Origin of the sequence: Marinobacter sp. SBS5 (assembly GCF_048285575.1) — a bacterium.
Classification (GTDB): domain Bacteria; phylum Pseudomonadota; class Gammaproteobacteria; order Pseudomonadales; family Oleiphilaceae; genus Marinobacter.
In genome coordinates this window covers 595,832-611,770 of sequence record NZ_JBLWAZ010000003.1, presented here as the reverse complement: position 1 = coordinate 611,770, position 15,939 = coordinate 595,832, and the positions used below count along the sequence as shown (strand labels likewise).

The window sequence follows — 15,939 nt, the reverse complement described above, 5'->3', positions numbered from 1 at the left end:
TCGCAGCCGCAAGCCTCAGACCGCTATAACCTTATTACTTAGGTCAAGTTAACGCTTATACCTGCTAATTTCTCAACAATGCTTTGAGTTCGTAAAGCTGATTTAAAGCGTCTCTTGGGCTCAAGCCGTCAACATCCAGCTTCTGCAAAGCGCGTTCGACGTCACTCGGTTCCATGCTGGCAAACATGTCGCTTTGGAACGCGCTGTGGTCGGCAACGTTTGCTGCAGGTGCAGGCGTTTGGATAGCCGCAGGCTCGGCTTTTTGCGGCTCAGCCACCGGGCCGGCACTGCCTTCCAAATGCGCCAACTGAGCTTTCGCGTGTTGAATAACGTCCTGGGGAACGCCTGCGAGTTGAGCCACTTGGAGGCCGTAGCTCTGGCTCGCCGGGCCATCGTGTACGTTGTGGAGGAACACAATGCTGTCATCGTGCTCGGTCGCGGTCAGGTGCACGTTGACGGCGTGCTCCAAATCTTCCGCTAGCTGAGTGAGTTCAAAGTAATGCGTGGCAAACAGCGTGTAGCATCGAATTTCTTTCGCCAAATGCTCAGCGGTTGCCCAAGCCAAGGATAGGCCGTCAAAGGTACTGGTACCCCGGCCCACTTCGTCCATCAGCACCAAACTGTGCTCGGTGGCGTTGTGCAGGATGTTGGCGGTTTCGGTCATCTCCACCATGAAGGTAGAGCGGCCACCGGCGATGTCATCGGATGAGCCCATGCGGGTGAAAATTCGATCCACCGGCCCTAATACTGCGCGGTCTGCCGGTACGAAGCTTCCGGTATAGGCAAGTAAGGCAATCAGCGCGGCTTGGCGCATGTAGGTCGACTTACCGCCCATGTTCGGGCCGGTGATGACCAGCATGCGGCGCTTGTCGTCGATTAGAAGGTTGTTCGGTACGAAGGGCTCGTCCAGCAGTTGTTCAACTACAGGGTGGCGACCTTCTTCAACGGTAAAGCCGGGCTCTTCGGTAAATTCCGGTGCCGTGAAGCGCAGACTGGTGGCGCGTTCTGCAAAGTTGCTGAGCACGTCCAGTTCGGCCAACGCTTGAGCTGCGTCTTGTAGTGGGGCCAGCTGTTCGGCTACCGCTTCCAGTACTTCGTCGTACAAACCCTTTTCCCGAGCCAGTGCGCGGCTCTTGGCGCTCAAAGCTTTGTCTTCGAACTCTTTCAGTTCGGGCGTGATGAAACGCTCGGCATTTTTCAGGGTTTGACGGCGGATGTAATCCACCGGGGCTTGGTCCGACTGGGCGCGGCTGATTTCAATGTAGTACCCGTGTACCCGGTTGTAACCGACTTTCAGGGTGCTGATGCCCGTGCGTTCGCGTTCCCGGGTTTCCACATCAAGCAGGTACTGGCCAGCGTTTTCGCTGATGTTGCGCAGCTCGTCCAGCTCGGCATCGAAGCCTTCGCGAATCACGCCGCCATCACGGATAACCACGGGAGGATTATCGATAATGGAGTGTTCAAGCAGGTAGGCCAGTTCTGGGTACTCGCTGATCGTGTTCGCCAGGTGGGCGACATGCTCCGATTGAACGGCTTTCAGGGTTTCCTGAAGATCGGGCAGAGTCTGGAAGGCGTCACGAAGACGGGCCAAATCCCGGGGGCGTGCGGACCGTAAGGCAACCCGGGCGAGAATGCGTTCAATGTCGCCTACACGCTTGAGCAGGTCGTGTGTCGGTTCGTAGTGGAACCCGTCCAGTAGAGCGGTGACTGCTTGTTGGCGCTGGCGGACCACATGAATATCCCGCAGGGGGCGGTTCAGCCAGCGACGAAGCTCCCGGGCACCCATAGGGGTGGCGGTACGGTCCATCACCCATGCTAGCGTGTACTGATGGCCACCCATCAAGTTGGTGTCGATTTCCAGATTCCGGCGGCTGGCCGCATCCAGAATCACCGCTTCTTCCCGACGTTCCCGAGTCAGCTTGCGAATGTGGGGCAGGGCGGTACGCTGAGTTTCCCGTGCGTACTGCAACAGGCAGCCCGCGGCGCAGACGGCGAGGTGCAGGTCTTCACAGCCAAACCCGGTCAGATCTTTTACCTGCAACTGCTGGGTGATGATCCGGTGTGCGGTATCCATTTCGAACAGCCATGGGCCTTGGCGGCGCACGCCGGTAAAGCCTTCAAGAATTTCGCCGTAGGGGAAATCTTCGCTGATCAGGATTTCCGCGGGGCGTAGGCGCTGAAGTTCACCTTGCAGGGCCTCGAGGCTATCAAACTCAGATACGGCAAAGCGCCCGCTGGAAATGTCGAGTGAGGCAAAGCCGAACTGCTCTTTGTGGCTGTAGATAGCCGCTAGCAAGTTGTCTCTGCGATCTTCCAGAAAGGCTTCGTCGCTCAGTGTGCCCGGGGTAACAATGCGGACAACCTGGCGCTCAACGGGGCCTTTGCTGGTGGCTGGGTCACCGATTTGTTCGGCAATGGCAATGGATTGGCCTGCGCGGACCATGCGCGCGATGTAGCCTTCCGCTGCGTGAAACGGCACGCCAGCCATCGGGATGGGGTTGCCGCCGGATTGGCCGCGGGCCGTCAGGGTGATGTCCAGAAGCTCGGCGGCTTTCTTGGCATCGTCGTAAAACAGCTCGTAAAAGTCCCCCATGCGGTAGAACACCATTTCATTCGGGTGTTCACCTTTGATCTTGAGGTACTGCTGCATCATTGGTGTGTGCTTGGGTGCGTCCTGTTTGGCCGGGTTCTTCGCGGATGCCGTCATATGTCCTCGGTAACTGGGGGCAATCGTATAAAAGGGTGGGATGTTACCACGAGCTGCGATGGGCTCGAAGAGCCTTTCTTGGCGATTCCGATTAAACGTGGTTTAGCCTTTGGGAGAAATCAGCTCGGGATAGTATTTAGCAAGTCGTGCCAGATCTTCAGGCTCGTCTACATCGTTCAGGAATTCGCTTTCGTGGCACGACCAGTCGAGAGCGTTCAGACGATCTCTTGTGATCGGGGCAACCTGTGCGGTGCTCCAGGGAATTTCAGTGAAAAGCGTTTCGGAAAACTGTTGTAAGCCGATAAGTGCATAGCCACCATCGGTGACCGGGCATAGGCAACTGTCGTGAGTCTGAAGTGATTGCGCCATGCTTTGCAGCTGTTTGGCATCAAGGTCTGGGCAGTCTGTGCCCATGATGAGTACGGCTGACCCCTGACTAAGACCATTCCGCGCTGCAGCCGACATGCGGGCACCCAGATCACCCGGCACCTGTGAGAACAGTTCGCAGCGTTTGGCCTCTGGCAGTTTGCGCCAATAGGGCGACGATGGGGCCGGTGTGATGTGCAGTTCAACGGGCCCCAGCTTGGCGGCCAACGCTTGTTGCACCGCCCGGCGGAACAGTCGGTCGGCCAGTGCCGCTGCATCTTGCGCCCCCAAGGCCGGTATCAGGCGGGTTTTGGCCCGGCCGGGTTGTGGTTCCTTAGCCATGATGATGATTCGGATAGGCTTCATCGGTAACGCTCTGCCAGTAGTTGGGCGGGCACGCCCCGCCAGTAAGCCCATCGGAGTTGCCACATGAGTAGGATGGTTGGCCAACTGCCGCGAGCGTCCCACCGGCGGCCGGCGGTGATCACTTTTTGTTTCAGGCACACTGGCGGGCTGATTGTTTTTAGGCGCTTACTGATTTCAATGTCTTCCATCAGCGGTTGTTCGGGAAAGCCGCCGACCTTGTTGAACAGCTCTCGAGTCATAAACAACGCCTGGTCTCCGGTAGCAATGCCGGTGAGGCGCGAGCGCCAGTTCATCAGTGTCGCGACCACCGGCAGCATCTTTGAGCGCCCTTCAATGGCTACATCAAATCGGCCCCACACCAGAGAGCTGGAGGTGAATGTGCGGACCAGAATATAGTCTGCATTGTCGGGTAGCCGTGTGTCGGCGTGAAGAAAGAGCAAATGTTCTGAGTGGCAGGCTAGCGCTCCGGCGTTCATCTGACTGGCACGGCCGGCTGAAGTGGTGATGATCTCAAAGCCTGCGCCGCGGGCAATATCTACGGTTTGGTCTATGCTGCCGCCATCGACTAAGACGACTTCGGCGCCTCGTTGTTGCCAATGTGACAAATGCGCCAATAAATTCGGTAATGCTGCCGCCTCGTTCAGCACCGGTACGATGATGGAGAGTTCAGGTTGAACCGGGGAAGTGCGTGGCACGTAAACAAGGTACTCCGTAACATTTCGGGGATTAGCGGGTCAGAAGCGATAACCTTGTTATCTAACCAGATGGAGTTGCACTTGAGAATACCTTTGTTTGTGTTGTGCCGCCGCCACTCATCGCGTGCGTTATGAAACGACTGGTTCTGATGGGGGCTGGCCATGCGCACCTGATTGCTCTCGAACAATGGGTGAAAGCGCCCCTGAAAGACGTTGAGTTGGTTTTGGTGACGCCCTCGAGATGGCAATACTACTCAGGCATGATTCCCGGCTGGATTGCCGGGCATTACACCGTGGACCAATGTCGAATCGACGCTGAACCGTTGGCCAAAGCTGCCGGAGCCACGCTTGTACTCAGTCGTGTGGTGGAAATATCGGCGGACGCTAAGCAGATTCAGCTGGCGGAAGGGAGTTTGCTGGCTTACGACTGGCTTTCAATCGATATTGGCGCGAAAACCAATCTCGAGAGTCTGCGTGGGTACACCGGGCCGCTGCTGAGCATTAAGCCATTGGAGCAGTTTCACCAGCAGTGGTTGCGCCACATTGATGGTTCTAAGGCTAAGGCCCGGGATTTGGTTGTAATAGGTGGAGGTGCAGCAGGTGCAGAGCTGGCCATGGCGATAGCCCATGCCCGCCGAGAGGGCGCTGAAACGGATGCCCGGGTAACTTTGATAACAGGCAATCAGGGGCTCCTGCCTGACTTTAGTCATCGCTTACGTAAGTTAACCCAGCGGAAGCTGACAAAATTAGGTGTGGAGATTGTTGAGCAGCGAGCTGAGGCGGCGGGCCGTTATCTGATCCTCACGAATGGCGCGTCCCTACGCCCGGATCTGGTTGTGGCCGTAACCGGTGCCGAGTCATTTTCTTTTCTGGCAGCCAGTGGGCTGGCTGTGGATACCCAAGGCTTTGTGTTGGTGAATGAGTGTCATCAAAGCGTGTCTCATCCGGAGGTTTTCGCGGCGGGCGATGCCTGTAGTCGATTGGACCAAGCGTTAAACCGGTCCGGTGTGCATGCGGTTCGTGCGGCGCCCGTGCTGGCGGCCAATCTGCGTGCAGCGACAGAATCGGGTGAATTCACTGCCTTTCAGCCGCGAGCCAATACGTTGTACCTTATTGCCTGTGGCGACAAAGTCGCGGTAGGGAGTTACGGCCCGTTCGCTTTTTCCGGGAAGTGGGTTTGGCGTTTGAAAGACAAAATTGATCGTGGGTTTGTGGGTGGTTTCTAACGGGAGATCAAATGGTGCAGGTATCAGAACAGGCACTTGAACAGGCTGGAGATCAGTTGGCCGCGGTTCTAAAGCAACAGAGCCGAACCATTGCGACAGCAGAAAGTTGCACCGGAGGCTGGGTGGCCAAAGTGCTGACCGATAAGGCCGGGTCGTCGGAGTTCATGATGGCTGGGCTGGTGACCTACAGCAACGAAGCCAAGCGGGCCATTTTGGGCGTGGAAGAGTCCGCGCTTATAGAACATGGCGCTGTGAGCGAGGCGGTGGTTCGACAGATGGTCGCAGGAGCGATAAAAGCGGCAAACGTCGATGTGGCTGTGGCGATCAGCGGCATCGCCGGTCCGGGCGGCGGTAGTGAGGGCAAGCCTGTGGGCACCGTCTGGTTTGCCTGGGGGGTGGAGGGTGAGCGTACCGAGGCTAGTGTAAAGCGCTTTGATGGTGACCGTAATGAGGTGCGGCGTCAGGCGGTTTTGTATGTTCTGCAAGGGGTTGCAGAGTTTCTGAGAACGCTGTGATGTTTTTCGCTTTACCGGGGGTTGGTCTCTGCGAACGCTTATGTTTTAATACTGTTCAAATATACAGGAAAACACTGAATAGCCTTCGGTGTATTCTTTTGAATGTCGCTGCTGACCGCAAAGATTTTGAGGTTCAGTCGTTCAGGTAAACAAGGTAGGGCAATAATGGAAGACAACCGCAAGAAAGCACTTAGCGCAGCACTTGGCCAGATTGAACGCCAATTCGGTAAAGGCGCCGTGATGAAAATGGGTGATCAGCCCCGCGAAGCCATTCCTGCGGTATCTACCGGCTCTCTTGGGCTGGATGTTGCTCTGGGTATAGGCGGCTTGCCATACGGCCGGATTGTTGAAATTTACGGTCCTGAAAGTTCTGGTAAAACCACCTTGACCCTTCAGGTGATCGCCGAAGCCCAGAAGCAGGGTAAAACCTGTGCCTTTATCGATGCCGAGCATGCGCTTGACCCTATCTACGCTGAGAAGCTGGGCGTCAACGTAGACGACTTGCTGGTATCGCAGCCTGACACCGGTGAGCAGGCTTTGGAAATTGCCGACATGCTGGTGCGTTCCAACGCCGTTGACGTCATCATCGTTGACTCGGTAGCCGCACTGACACCGAAGGCGGAAATTGAAGGCGAGATGGGTGACAGTCACGTAGGTCTTCAGGCCCGTTTGATGTCTCAAGCTTTGCGTAAGCTGACCGGTAACGTCAAGCACGCCAATTGCTTGATGGTGTTCATTAACCAGATTCGTATGAAGATCGGTGTAATGTTCGGTAGCCCGGAAACAACCACCGGTGGTAATGCTCTGAAATTTTATTCGTCTGTGCGTCTGGATATCCGCCGTATTGGTGCGGTCAAAGACGGTGACGAAGTGGTTGGTAACGAAACCCGTGTGAAGGTTGTGAAAAACAAGGTGTCTCCGCCGTTCAGACAGGCTGAATTCCAGATCATGTACGGTAAGGGCATTTACCACATGGCCGAAGTGCTCGATATGGGTGTCAAAGAAGGCTTTGTTGATAAGGCGGGTGCTTGGTACGCGTATAATGGCGACAAGATTGGCCAGGGTAAGGCTAACGCTTGCAAGTACCTGGAAGAGCATTTGGACGTGGCTCAAGAAATCGAGGCCAAAGTCCGTGAGAAGCTAATGCCTAAGCCCGTGTCAAAAGCAGAGGCAGAAGCTGCGGCGGCACCGGCTGAAGTGAGCGGAGAGCTTCTTTAACAACAGGTAGTGGAGGTGGATTATGAAGCGACTGCTTATTGTGGCTCATGCCCCATCTCCGAATACCTTGCGGTTGCGGGAAGCCGTTGAAAACGGCGCCCGTCACCCGGATATTGAAGCGGTTGAAGTGGTTGTGAAAGCACCGCTGGACGCCGGCCCCGAGGATGTCCTGGCCTGTGATGCCATCATCCTCGGTACCACTGAAAATCTCGGTTATATGTCCGGGGCCCTCAAAGATTTTTTCGACCGAAGTTACTACCCCTGTCTTGAAGAGGCCCAAGGTCTCCCATTCGCATTTTATATTCGTGCTGGGCACGATGGCACTGGTACGCGACGAGCTATTGAAAGTATCACCACCGGATTGCGTTGGAAATTGGTTAACGAACCGTTGATTTGTCGGGGTGATTACAAAGAAGAGTTTGTGTCGCAGTGCGAAGAGCTTGGTATGTATGTGGCTGCCAGCCTGGATGCGGGTTTGGTCTGATTATCTAGCAATTCGGTTGTAAAGTCCTTCGATTCTCGATATTGCCCGGTGATTAGGGCCTAATTGGATAAAAGCGGAAGTGATGCGCGACAGTCAGGAACGCAGGCACTACAATGCAAGGTTGTTTTTACCATTTGAAATCGACCTCGACGGGTACCGAACTTGAAGTCATTGCCCTTGCAACAGTTGTACAAAGCTTGTGTTCTGAAAGACCTGCCATTCAAAACGACCCGGCAATTGGAGCCCTTGGCTGAAATTGTGGGCCAAAATCGCGCTGAAGAGGCCGTTCGCTTTGCGTTGGCTATGCCCCATGGCGGTTATAACGTGTACGCGGTTGGCCGAAACGGGCTGGGCAAGCGTACGATGATGCTGCGCTATCTTGAGCATCACACTGACACCAAACAGCAAATCCACGACTGGTGTTATGTCGCCAATTTCGAAGAGCCCCGGAACCCGACGCTTCTAAAACTTCCTGCAGGCATGGGCAATCAGTTGAAGCTGGACATGGAAAAACTGATGTCCCGCTTGGTCAAAATGATTCCGCAGACATTTGAAGGTGACGGCTTCCTTGAAAGAGCCGAAAGCCTGAAAAATGATTACGTAAAAATGCAGGAAGACGAGCTGGAAAAGGTGGCAGCGCAGGCTCGACGCAAGAAGGTCAGCCTGACGGTGAGTACGCCCGGCGGATACAGGTTGGTGGCCATGAACGGAGACCAGCCGCACACGCCGGACAGCTTTAAAGAGTTGACCGATGCTCAGCGTGACAAATTTGAAGAAGTCATTAACAAGTTGGAGAAAAAGCTCCGGCAAGCACTTCGCAAGTTGGCCGACTGGGAACTGGAGTACGCCGAAAAGCAGCAGGCGTTAAATCAGGAAACACTCGAAGGCATATCCGGGCATCAGCTTGATGAGCTGGAAGCCAAGTATGAGAAGTATTCGGATGTCGTCACCTACCTGAAAGCCGTTCGCAAAGATTTGGCTGAAAATCTGGATATCTTTCTGGAAGACGGCGAAGAGCAGGCTGCGATGGCCTATGCCTCGTTGGATAGAAAGGCGCCGCGACGATATTTGATCAACCTTCTAGTGCATCAAAGCAATAGCGAAGTACCCGTGGTGGTAGAAGAAAATCCCACTTACCACAGTCTGTTCGGCTATGTGGAGAACGTCACGTACAAAGGCACGGTGTTTACCGACTTCTCTCTGATTCGTCCGGGCAGCTTGCACCGAGCCAATGGTGGTTATCTGCTGATGGATGCGGAGAAGGTACTTGAGCAGCCGTTCGTTTGGGATGCGTTAAAACGCGCACTTCGGTCGCATGTAATTGAAATTAATTCTCTCGAACGGGAATTGACTCTGTCAGGCACGATCTCTGTAGAGCCTGAAGCTGTGCCGCTGGATGTGAAAATTGTGCTCTTCGGCGATCGCGAAACCTGGATGTTGCTTCAAGAATACGACCCTGAGTTCGCAGAGCTGTTTCGGGTGACGGCGGACTTTGAGAATGAGATGTATCGAACCGTCGACAGTCAGGTGCAGTACGCCAAATTTATAGCCAGCTTGGTGGTTGAGAAAAAACTGTTGCACTGCAACGCCAAAGCGGTCGCCCGAATCATCGAATACAGCGCGCGCCGAGCAGAGCACCAAGATCGCCTGTCGTTGCATGCAGCCGACATCGCCAATCTGCTCCGGGAATCGGACTTCTGGGCCCGGCAAGCCGGTGCTCGGTTGATTACCGATGCGCATGTCAACCGTGCGCTGGAAAGCGCCCGCTATCGTGACAGCCGGATTCGTGATCATTTTTACGATTCCATACGGGACGGTTCAACGCTGGTGAGCACTACCGGTACCTGTGTAGGGCAGGTGAATGCGCTATCTGTTTTATCAACTGGCGGTTTCGAGTTTGGTTTGTCTAACCGGGTAACCGCTTCTTGTTACTATGGTGACGGTGAGATCATCGACATTGAACGTGACGTGAAGTTGGGCGGAAACATTCACTCCAAAGGTGTGATGATTCTCAGTTCCTGGCTGTCGTCGCATTTTGCCATGAACGATCCGATGCATTTGTCTGCCAGTCTGACCTTTGAGCAGAACTATGGTGAGGTGGACGGTGACAGCGCATCGTTGGCTGAGTTGGTCGCTTTGATATCAACGTTATCCGGCGTTGCTGTCCGTCAGGATCTGGCGATTACCGGCTCGGTGAACCAGTTTGGCGAGGTACAGCCCATTGGTGGGGTTAATGAAAAGATTGAAGGCTTCTTTGCCACGTGTGAGCTCAAAAGCGGCCTAACCGGTACGCAGGGCGTTATTATTCCTCACACCAATGTGCAGAACCTGATGTTGGATAGTGAAGTACTGCAAGCAGCCAAAGCGGGTAAGTTTTCGGTGTACCCGGTTGCTCGCGTAGAAGACGCGATTACACTGTTGTTGGGTAAGCCGGCAGGCAAAGCCGACAGCAAAGGCAGGTACCCTAAGCAAAGCGTTTTTGGCATTATCCAGCAACGATTAGAAAAAATGCGTGAACATGAGCGCCAGGAGCACGCTCGGGACGATCAGAAAGATCCGTCCATTCACTGATTGGGCCTATAACAAAACGGACAGGAGAGTGAACTTTCATGACTGATACCCCGCAGACTGTGTACGTAGTAGAGGACGATGAAGCCGTCCGTGATTCATTGGCGCTGCTGCTTAAATCAGATAGCAAGCCGGTGAAAACCTACGAAAATGCAGGCGCTTTCCTGAAAGACTATTCGGAAGAGATGGCCGGCTGCATCGTGCTGGATATCCGGATGCCTGGTATGGATGGCATGGAGTTGCAGAAAAAGCTCAACGAAAAACATTCCATCTTGCCGATCATCTTCGTAACAGGACATGGTGATGTACCGATGGCGGTTGACGCCATGAAAGAAGGTGCTGTGGACTTCATCCAAAAGCCCTACCGGGAAGAAGCGCTTCTGGAAAAGATTGAAGCTGCGCTTGAGCAGGATAGAGAACAACGTAAGACGTTGGGCGAGCGGCTCGAGATTGTTCGTCGTGTAAAAAGCCTGACCCCTCGGGAGACCGAGATCATGGATCGGATGATCGCGGGGCAGGCGAACAAAGTGATCGCCATCGAGCTGGAAATCAGCCAGCGTACCGTTGAAATCCACCGTTCGCGGGTGATGCACAAGATGGGAACTCATTCCCTCGCACACCTTGTACGTATGGTGCTGTCCGTAAAGGACCTTATCGACTGATCGGGCTGGTATGGTCATCATGCCAGAATCTTTATAACCGATTAGGTTGACTATGACTGCAATTGCCAGTGAAAACTCAGAGGTGACGGTTCTGTTGGTGGATGATAATCCGCAGAACCTGAAGGTCCTTTACGAGACCTTGAAAGACAAAGGGTATCGGTTGCTGATTGCCAATGAAGGCGCGAAAGCTCTGGACCTCGCGCACCGTCACCGCCCTGAAGTTATTTTGCTGGATATCATGATGCCGGAGATGGATGGCTATGAGGTGTGTGAGCGCCTTAAAGCTGATCCGGTCACATCCGACTGCGCCGTGGTCTTTCTGTCAGCCCTCGACGACTTGCCTTCCAAGGTGAAGGGGTTTTCGTTGGGTGGTGCCGATTATATTTCCAAGCCTTTCCAGTCTCAGGAAGTGATTGCGCGCGTGGATACGCATGCGAAAGTCATTCGTCTTGAACGGGAGTTGCAGGCGCGTAACCGTGAGTTGGTCAGTGACCAGGCCCGTATTCTTAACTCCATCAGTGAAGGCATCTACGGGCTGGACGAGAACGGGGTTATCGAGTTTGCGAATCAGGCGGCTGCGCTGATCGTGAACTGTCCCGTGGAAGAGCTCATCGGGAAAAACTTCTTTGATCTGCATTTCGCCACCGCGTCTGAAAGCGATATATGCCTCCCCGTTATGGGGACGTGTCGCCAGGGGGTGGCCGAGCATCAGCGGAATATTCAGTTGCAGCGTGTTGGTGGTGGGGCTTTCCCTGCAGAGTATCGAGCAACGCCCAAGCTGGATAATGATGAGTTGCACGGGGCGGTTGTCGTGTTTCGCGATATCACGGTCGAACTCAACAATGAGCAAGCACTGGAAGAAGCGCGGGCCCTTGTTCAGGAGCAGCGTGACCAGCTTGCCCATACTTCACGGCTGACCACCATGGGAGAGATGGCCGCTGGTTTCGCCCATGAGGTTAATCAGCCTTTGACGGCAATTGCCAATTACGCACGTGTTTCAGGCCGAGTGATGACGAAGGAAAAACCGGATCTTTCCTTGCTTCATGAAACCATGGAAAAGATTGAGGCTCAGTCTCACCGAGCCAGTGAAATCATTCGCCGTATTCGCCGGTTTATGAAAAAGCCGGCGACTGGAAAAGAGATACTGTCCGTACCCGCGTTGCTTGAGGATACTCGTCAATTTGCTGAAGTGGATATGCGCAACAACGAAGGCGGAATTGAAGTTCATGTCGAGGAAGGCTTGCCGGACGTGCTAGCGGATCCCGTGCAGGTTCAGCAGGTCGCCCTGAATTTTATTCGCAATGCCTTGGAGTCCACTAGAGCCGCGGGATCCTCGGAGCCCGTTGAAGTGACGGCTCGTCGCTGCGGGCAGCAGTGTGTTCGTGTGCAGGTTCGAGATCACGGCGTGGGAGTTTCTGAAGAGGCCGAAGATAAGCTGTTTCACCCGTTCTTTACCACCAAAGAAGATGGCATGGGTATTGGTTTGGCTACTTGCCGTTCCCTGATTCAGGCTCAGGGCGGAGAGATTGGCTACGAGCGCCCTGACGGTGAGGGGGCCTGTTTTTACTTCACGCTACCTTTGGCTGGTGCAGGCACCAATGCCTGCGCCGCTGAATAAATTCACTGCCTGATTTCTCAGGCAGTCTTCTTTCCTGAACTGGCTCGCTTAGAGCCAGTCTACACGCCCGTTTAAGTGCGGTGCCGTGCCTTTCGCGTTAAGTACTTGGTAATCCCAGCTGTCACGACCTTCTTGCCAGTTAAGCTGTGCCGTTCCTGGTAGTAGGAGCGGCGTTTTGAACTGGCAAGTGATGGTGAAGGCACCGTCTTTCCAATCATCCCGCTGCTGCAGCTTGGCCAGCGCATGCGCTTTACTCCACATGCCGTGAGCGATGGCTCTGGGGAATCCAAAGGCTTTCGCAGTCAGTGCGTAAAGGTGAATCGGATTTTGGTCGCCTGCCACCTTGGCGTACTGCCTGCCGATGTTTTCCGGCGCGCTGATCAAGTCGCTAAACGGAAGGGATTCCGGCTTCGTGCGCGCAGTTTTGGGCTTAGGCTCGCCTGAGCTTGGGCGCGACATGCGGAACAGGTTCGTGCTGGTCTCTTCCCAAATTAAAGTGCCCGCTGAGCGTGCTTCGGTCACCAGATCAAACTCAATGCCTTTGTCTGTCCGGTGCTGGTTTCCAAGCGTTACTCGAATGTCTAGGTTTTCTCCTGTCATGATCGGGCGGTGCTGGGTAATGCTGTTGCGAATATGCACCAGGCCTAACAGAGGGAGAGGGAAGTTCGGGTCGGTCAGTAGCTTCAGGTGTAGCGGAAAAGCCAGAATGTGTGGCCAAGTGGTCGGCAGCTCTGAACTCGCTTGGAAACCGCATACTTTGCGGTAACTAGACAGTGAGCCGGTTTCAGTGGCTATGCCCACCACCTCAGCTTGAAGCTCCGGTATGCGTGTGGTGTCGTTCGGTTTTTGCTGCTTGGGGAGCAATGCTCTGCCGAAGAGGGGCAGCAGGTTGGGGGTGGTGTTGCGATAAATGATCGGTGCTGGCATCAAGGCTGTCTCCGTTGCCGGCTTTGGAGCCGGGAAGTGGTATCGGCGTTCGTTGCACTGTTGAAGTTTTTTTCGGGTGCAAGTACAACTGTGCGACTGTGGCCTGATATGATACAAAGGTATGACTTCAGTCGCGGCTGCAAGAAGTCTGTCAAACCCAACTGCAACGGACATTGACCAAGTAATCTCCGGATGTCGTCCGGCGGGTCAAAGCGGTAGCTGTTAAATAAGAATACGGGATACAAGGGATACTATGCAGGAATTACGTGATGCTGGTGTGATGTTGCGTTTGATCTACGAAGCGATGAAAAAGAAAGGTGTTGATACCGATGCCGTCTTTAGTCGCTTGGGCGTTGATGAAAGTTACGTATACACCGAGCAGCTTCGAACACCCCATAGTGCGCAGCTTTATTTCTGGCAGGCGGTAGAGGACGCATCGGGCGACCCGGACATCGGTTTGCATCTGGGTGCCGCGCTGCCTCCGTATAAAGGGCAGGTGCTGGAGTATTTGTTTTTAAGTAGCCCTACCTTCGGTGAAGGCCTTCGCCGGGCTCAAAACTATCAGCGTTTGCTCAGTGATGCGGCAAATACCGCGTTTCTGGTTGAGGGCGATGAAGCCTGTATGGTGCTGGATGCGGCTTCGGACGAAGTGCGCAGGCTCAAGCATTTCAATGAATGTTTCGTGCAAGGTGTGATTACTTTTTTCAAGTCTATTACCGGCGACAAGTTTTTTCCTTCCCGTATCGAATTCGAGCACGAGCGCGACCGTGGCGTTGAGCATGTAAAAGAAGTTCTGGGTTGTGATGTGGTGTTTGGTGCTGAGGAAAATCGTCTGTATTTTCCTCTGGAGGTGCTGTCTTATTCGTCACCACACGCAGAGCCTGAGTTGTTGGCGTTGCACGAACGCTTTGCCAGTGAGCAGGTGGCAAGGCTTGAAAAGAAAGATATCGTTGGCTCTGTGGAGCGCATTGTTGCCGAGTTGCTGGATAGCGGAGAAGTCACTTTGGATTCGGTCGCTGAGCGATTGGATATCAAGCCACGCACCCTTCGAACCCGATTGACCGAGGCTGAGACGAGCTTCAACCAAGTGCTGGCGGATTTCCGCTACCGCTTGGCTCGGCAGCTGCTGGCCACAACCGATGAGTCAATCGATGAGATTGTGTATTTGACCGGGTTTTCGGAGCCCAGCACTTTTTATCGAGCATTTAAGCGTTGGTCAAACATGACGCCCATTGAGTATCGCAAGACGGCACAGAGCAAAGATGTTGCCGAAGTGGCTGATTAATCGCCGATTTAGAAAAAAATGAAAAAAGTTTTGAGAAAGCGTTGACATAAGAATGGGGGTCTATATAATTCGCCCTCGTTGTCAGCAAGCAATCTACAGCTTGATTAGACAGCCCGCGCGGAGCGGTAGTTCAGTTGGTTAGAATACCGGCCTGTCACGCCGGGGGTCGCGGGTTCGAGTCCCGTCCGCTCCGCCATTTTTCCTCTCTTTGTTTCTTCGTGATTTTCCTTTTTATTTTTCTAAGCTCTTTAGCTTTCGTTTCTCGCCCGGGCTGATTCCGTGCCAGCGCTGATAGGCCTTATGAAACGCCGGTGGGTTAGCAAAGCCTAGCAACCACGCAATTTCAGCCAAAGACGCGTTTGTTTCCTGAAGATAATCCTCGGCCAGTTGTTTCCTTGTCTCATCCAGTAATTGCCTAAATCCTGTGCCTTCAGCGCTGAGCTGCCGCTGCAACGTCCAGGGGGTTGTGCCGAGCTTGGTGGCTAATGTCTCCAGTGTTGGTGCTTCCCCTCGTAGCAAGGGGGTCATCAAACGCCGAACGCGATCGGCAACTCGCCAGCCTTGGCGCAATTCTGTCAGTTCTTCTTCACACCAGTTTGTCAGTTTGCTGTGCATGGCGGCGTGGGCTTGCGTGGGCGCGTGATGCCAAGCGCTGTCTTTCAGTTGAATGGAGTTTTCGGTGGCACTGAATTCGACCGGACAGCGAAACCAGCTTTCAAACATTTCTTCCTGTCCGATTGACGGGTATTCAATTCGAACCGATTCGAGAACGTCATAACGACCGGTTATGTGTCGGATCATTTGGGTCCAGGTGGCGAGCACAGAGTCCACAACAAAGTAGTTGTAAGAGTTGTAAGGCTGAATGGAATAAAACCGGGCCTGTCGCTTCTGCCCGATGATCGAAGGCTCTCCCCTGGAGTTTTGGCTGGTTAAAAGTGAATAGCGTATAAGTGTTGTCAGGGCTTGGCCGGCGGTGCTTGCTGTCTCGGCGGCAAGCCCGGCCAAGCCGGCATCGACAGGGCGTGTCAAAGCTCCCATTCGAAGCCCTAGCGCGGGGTTGCCCGTAGAGGTGATGGCAGCGTGCCCAAGGCGCATGAATCTAGGGATGCTGATTCGCGCTTCTGGAGACGCGAGCCCTGGATCGTTGAGGCGAAACTGCTTTTTAAGTGCGTTGCTGTCGCCACCTTCTGCTTCTACGGCGCGCATCAGTACGGAGACGTACAGCAAGCTGATGTCGCCAAGAGCGTTCTGGGGTGAGGTTGAGTTTTTAGTCATTAGGTTATTATCGGTGTTGTTTTAAGA

13 protein-coding genes and 1 tRNA gene are annotated in these 15,939 nt (G+C 54.2%); 9 read left to right on the top strand and 5 right to left on the bottom strand.

What is annotated here, in order from left to right:
• Nucleotides 1-64 precede the first annotated feature (64 nt).
• The 3 genes from mutS to ACNQ6O_RS09880 form a co-directional block, all read right to left on the bottom strand.
• Nucleotides 65-2,707 (bottom strand): DNA mismatch repair protein MutS, encoded by a 2,643-nt coding sequence (gene mutS, locus ACNQ6O_RS09890; protein WP_418053047.1) that lies wholly within the window; start codon nucleotides 2,705-2,707, stop codon nucleotides 65-67.
• Nucleotides 2,708-2,809: 102 nt separating this feature from the next.
• Entirely contained in the window at nucleotides 2,810-3,439 is a 630-nt protein-coding gene (locus tag ACNQ6O_RS09885; RefSeq protein WP_418053046.1) for a TIGR04282 family arsenosugar biosynthesis glycosyltransferase, read from the bottom strand.
• Nucleotides 3,436-4,134, bottom strand: a complete 699-nt coding sequence (locus ACNQ6O_RS09880; protein ID WP_418053045.1) for a TIGR04283 family arsenosugar biosynthesis glycosyltransferase — start codon at nucleotides 4,132-4,134, stop codon at nucleotides 3,436-3,438. Before ACNQ6O_RS09880 ends, ACNQ6O_RS09885 begins: the two co-directional genes overlap by 4 nt.
• A gap of 131 nt (nucleotides 4,135-4,265) precedes the next feature.
• Here ACNQ6O_RS09880 and ACNQ6O_RS09875 point away from each other — a divergent pair, with 131 nt between their 5' ends.
• The 7 genes from ACNQ6O_RS09875 (at nucleotide 4,266) to ACNQ6O_RS09845 (ending at nucleotide 12,425) form a co-directional block, all read left to right on the top strand.
• Nucleotides 4,266-5,360, top strand: a complete 1,095-nt coding sequence (locus tag ACNQ6O_RS09875) for an FAD-dependent oxidoreductase (RefSeq protein ID WP_418053044.1) — start codon at nucleotides 4,266-4,268, stop codon at nucleotides 5,358-5,360.
• 11 nt (nucleotides 5,361-5,371) lie between these two features.
• Nucleotides 5,372-5,875: a nicotinamide-nucleotide amidohydrolase family protein gene (locus ACNQ6O_RS09870; RefSeq protein ID WP_418053043.1), complete on the top strand. Its 504-nt coding sequence runs from the start codon at nucleotides 5,372-5,374 to the stop codon at nucleotides 5,873-5,875.
• Nucleotides 5,876-6,040: 165 nt separating this feature from the next.
• Nucleotides 6,041-7,093, top strand: a complete 1,053-nt coding sequence (recA, locus tag ACNQ6O_RS09865; RefSeq protein ID WP_418053042.1) for a recombinase RecA — start codon at nucleotides 6,041-6,043, stop codon at nucleotides 7,091-7,093.
• Nucleotides 7,094-7,115: 22 nt separating this feature from the next.
• The gene (locus ACNQ6O_RS09860) at nucleotides 7,116-7,577 is read left to right on the top strand and encodes a flavodoxin family protein (RefSeq protein ID WP_418053041.1); all 462 of its coding nucleotides are present in this window, start codon (nucleotides 7,116-7,118) and stop codon (nucleotides 7,575-7,577) included.
• A gap of 162 nt (nucleotides 7,578-7,739) precedes the next feature.
• Nucleotides 7,740-10,148 (top strand): Lon protease family protein, encoded by a 2,409-nt coding sequence (locus tag ACNQ6O_RS09855; protein WP_418053040.1) that lies wholly within the window; start codon nucleotides 7,740-7,742, stop codon nucleotides 10,146-10,148.
• Between the two features lie 38 nt (nucleotides 10,149-10,186).
• Nucleotides 10,187-10,807, top strand: coding sequence for a response regulator FixJ (gene fixJ / locus ACNQ6O_RS09850; RefSeq protein ID WP_114333194.1), 621 nt, complete (start codon nucleotides 10,187-10,189; stop codon nucleotides 10,805-10,807).
• A 52-nt stretch (nucleotides 10,808-10,859) separates the two neighbouring features.
• The gene (locus tag ACNQ6O_RS09845; protein WP_418053039.1) at nucleotides 10,860-12,425 is read left to right on the top strand and encodes a response regulator; all 1,566 of its coding nucleotides are present in this window, start codon (nucleotides 10,860-10,862) and stop codon (nucleotides 12,423-12,425) included.
• A gap of 48 nt (nucleotides 12,426-12,473) precedes the next feature.
• On the opposite strand, the gene ACNQ6O_RS09840 is transcribed toward ACNQ6O_RS09845, so the two are convergent.
• On the bottom strand, nucleotides 12,474-13,352 hold the full coding sequence (locus tag ACNQ6O_RS09840; protein ID WP_418053038.1) for a MaoC/PaaZ C-terminal domain-containing protein: 879 nt from the start codon (nucleotides 13,350-13,352) through the stop codon (nucleotides 12,474-12,476).
• A gap of 253 nt (nucleotides 13,353-13,605) precedes the next feature.
• Here ACNQ6O_RS09840 and ACNQ6O_RS09835 point away from each other — a divergent pair, with 253 nt between their 5' ends.
• Both ACNQ6O_RS09835 and ACNQ6O_RS09830 read left to right on the top strand, forming a co-directional pair.
• Entirely contained in the window at nucleotides 13,606-14,637 is a 1,032-nt protein-coding gene (locus tag ACNQ6O_RS09835) for an AraC family transcriptional regulator (protein WP_418053037.1), read from the top strand.
• A 119-nt stretch (nucleotides 14,638-14,756) separates the two neighbouring features.
• Nucleotides 14,757-14,833, top strand: a tRNA-Asp gene (locus tag ACNQ6O_RS09830).
• A 35-nt stretch (nucleotides 14,834-14,868) separates the two neighbouring features.
• Here ACNQ6O_RS09830 and ACNQ6O_RS09825 read toward each other — a convergent pair.
• A complete protein-coding gene (locus tag ACNQ6O_RS09825) occupies nucleotides 14,869-15,912 on the bottom strand; it encodes an AraC family transcriptional regulator (RefSeq protein WP_418053036.1) in 1,044 nt (347 codons plus the stop codon).
• Between the last annotated feature and the right edge of the window lie 27 nt (nucleotides 15,913-15,939).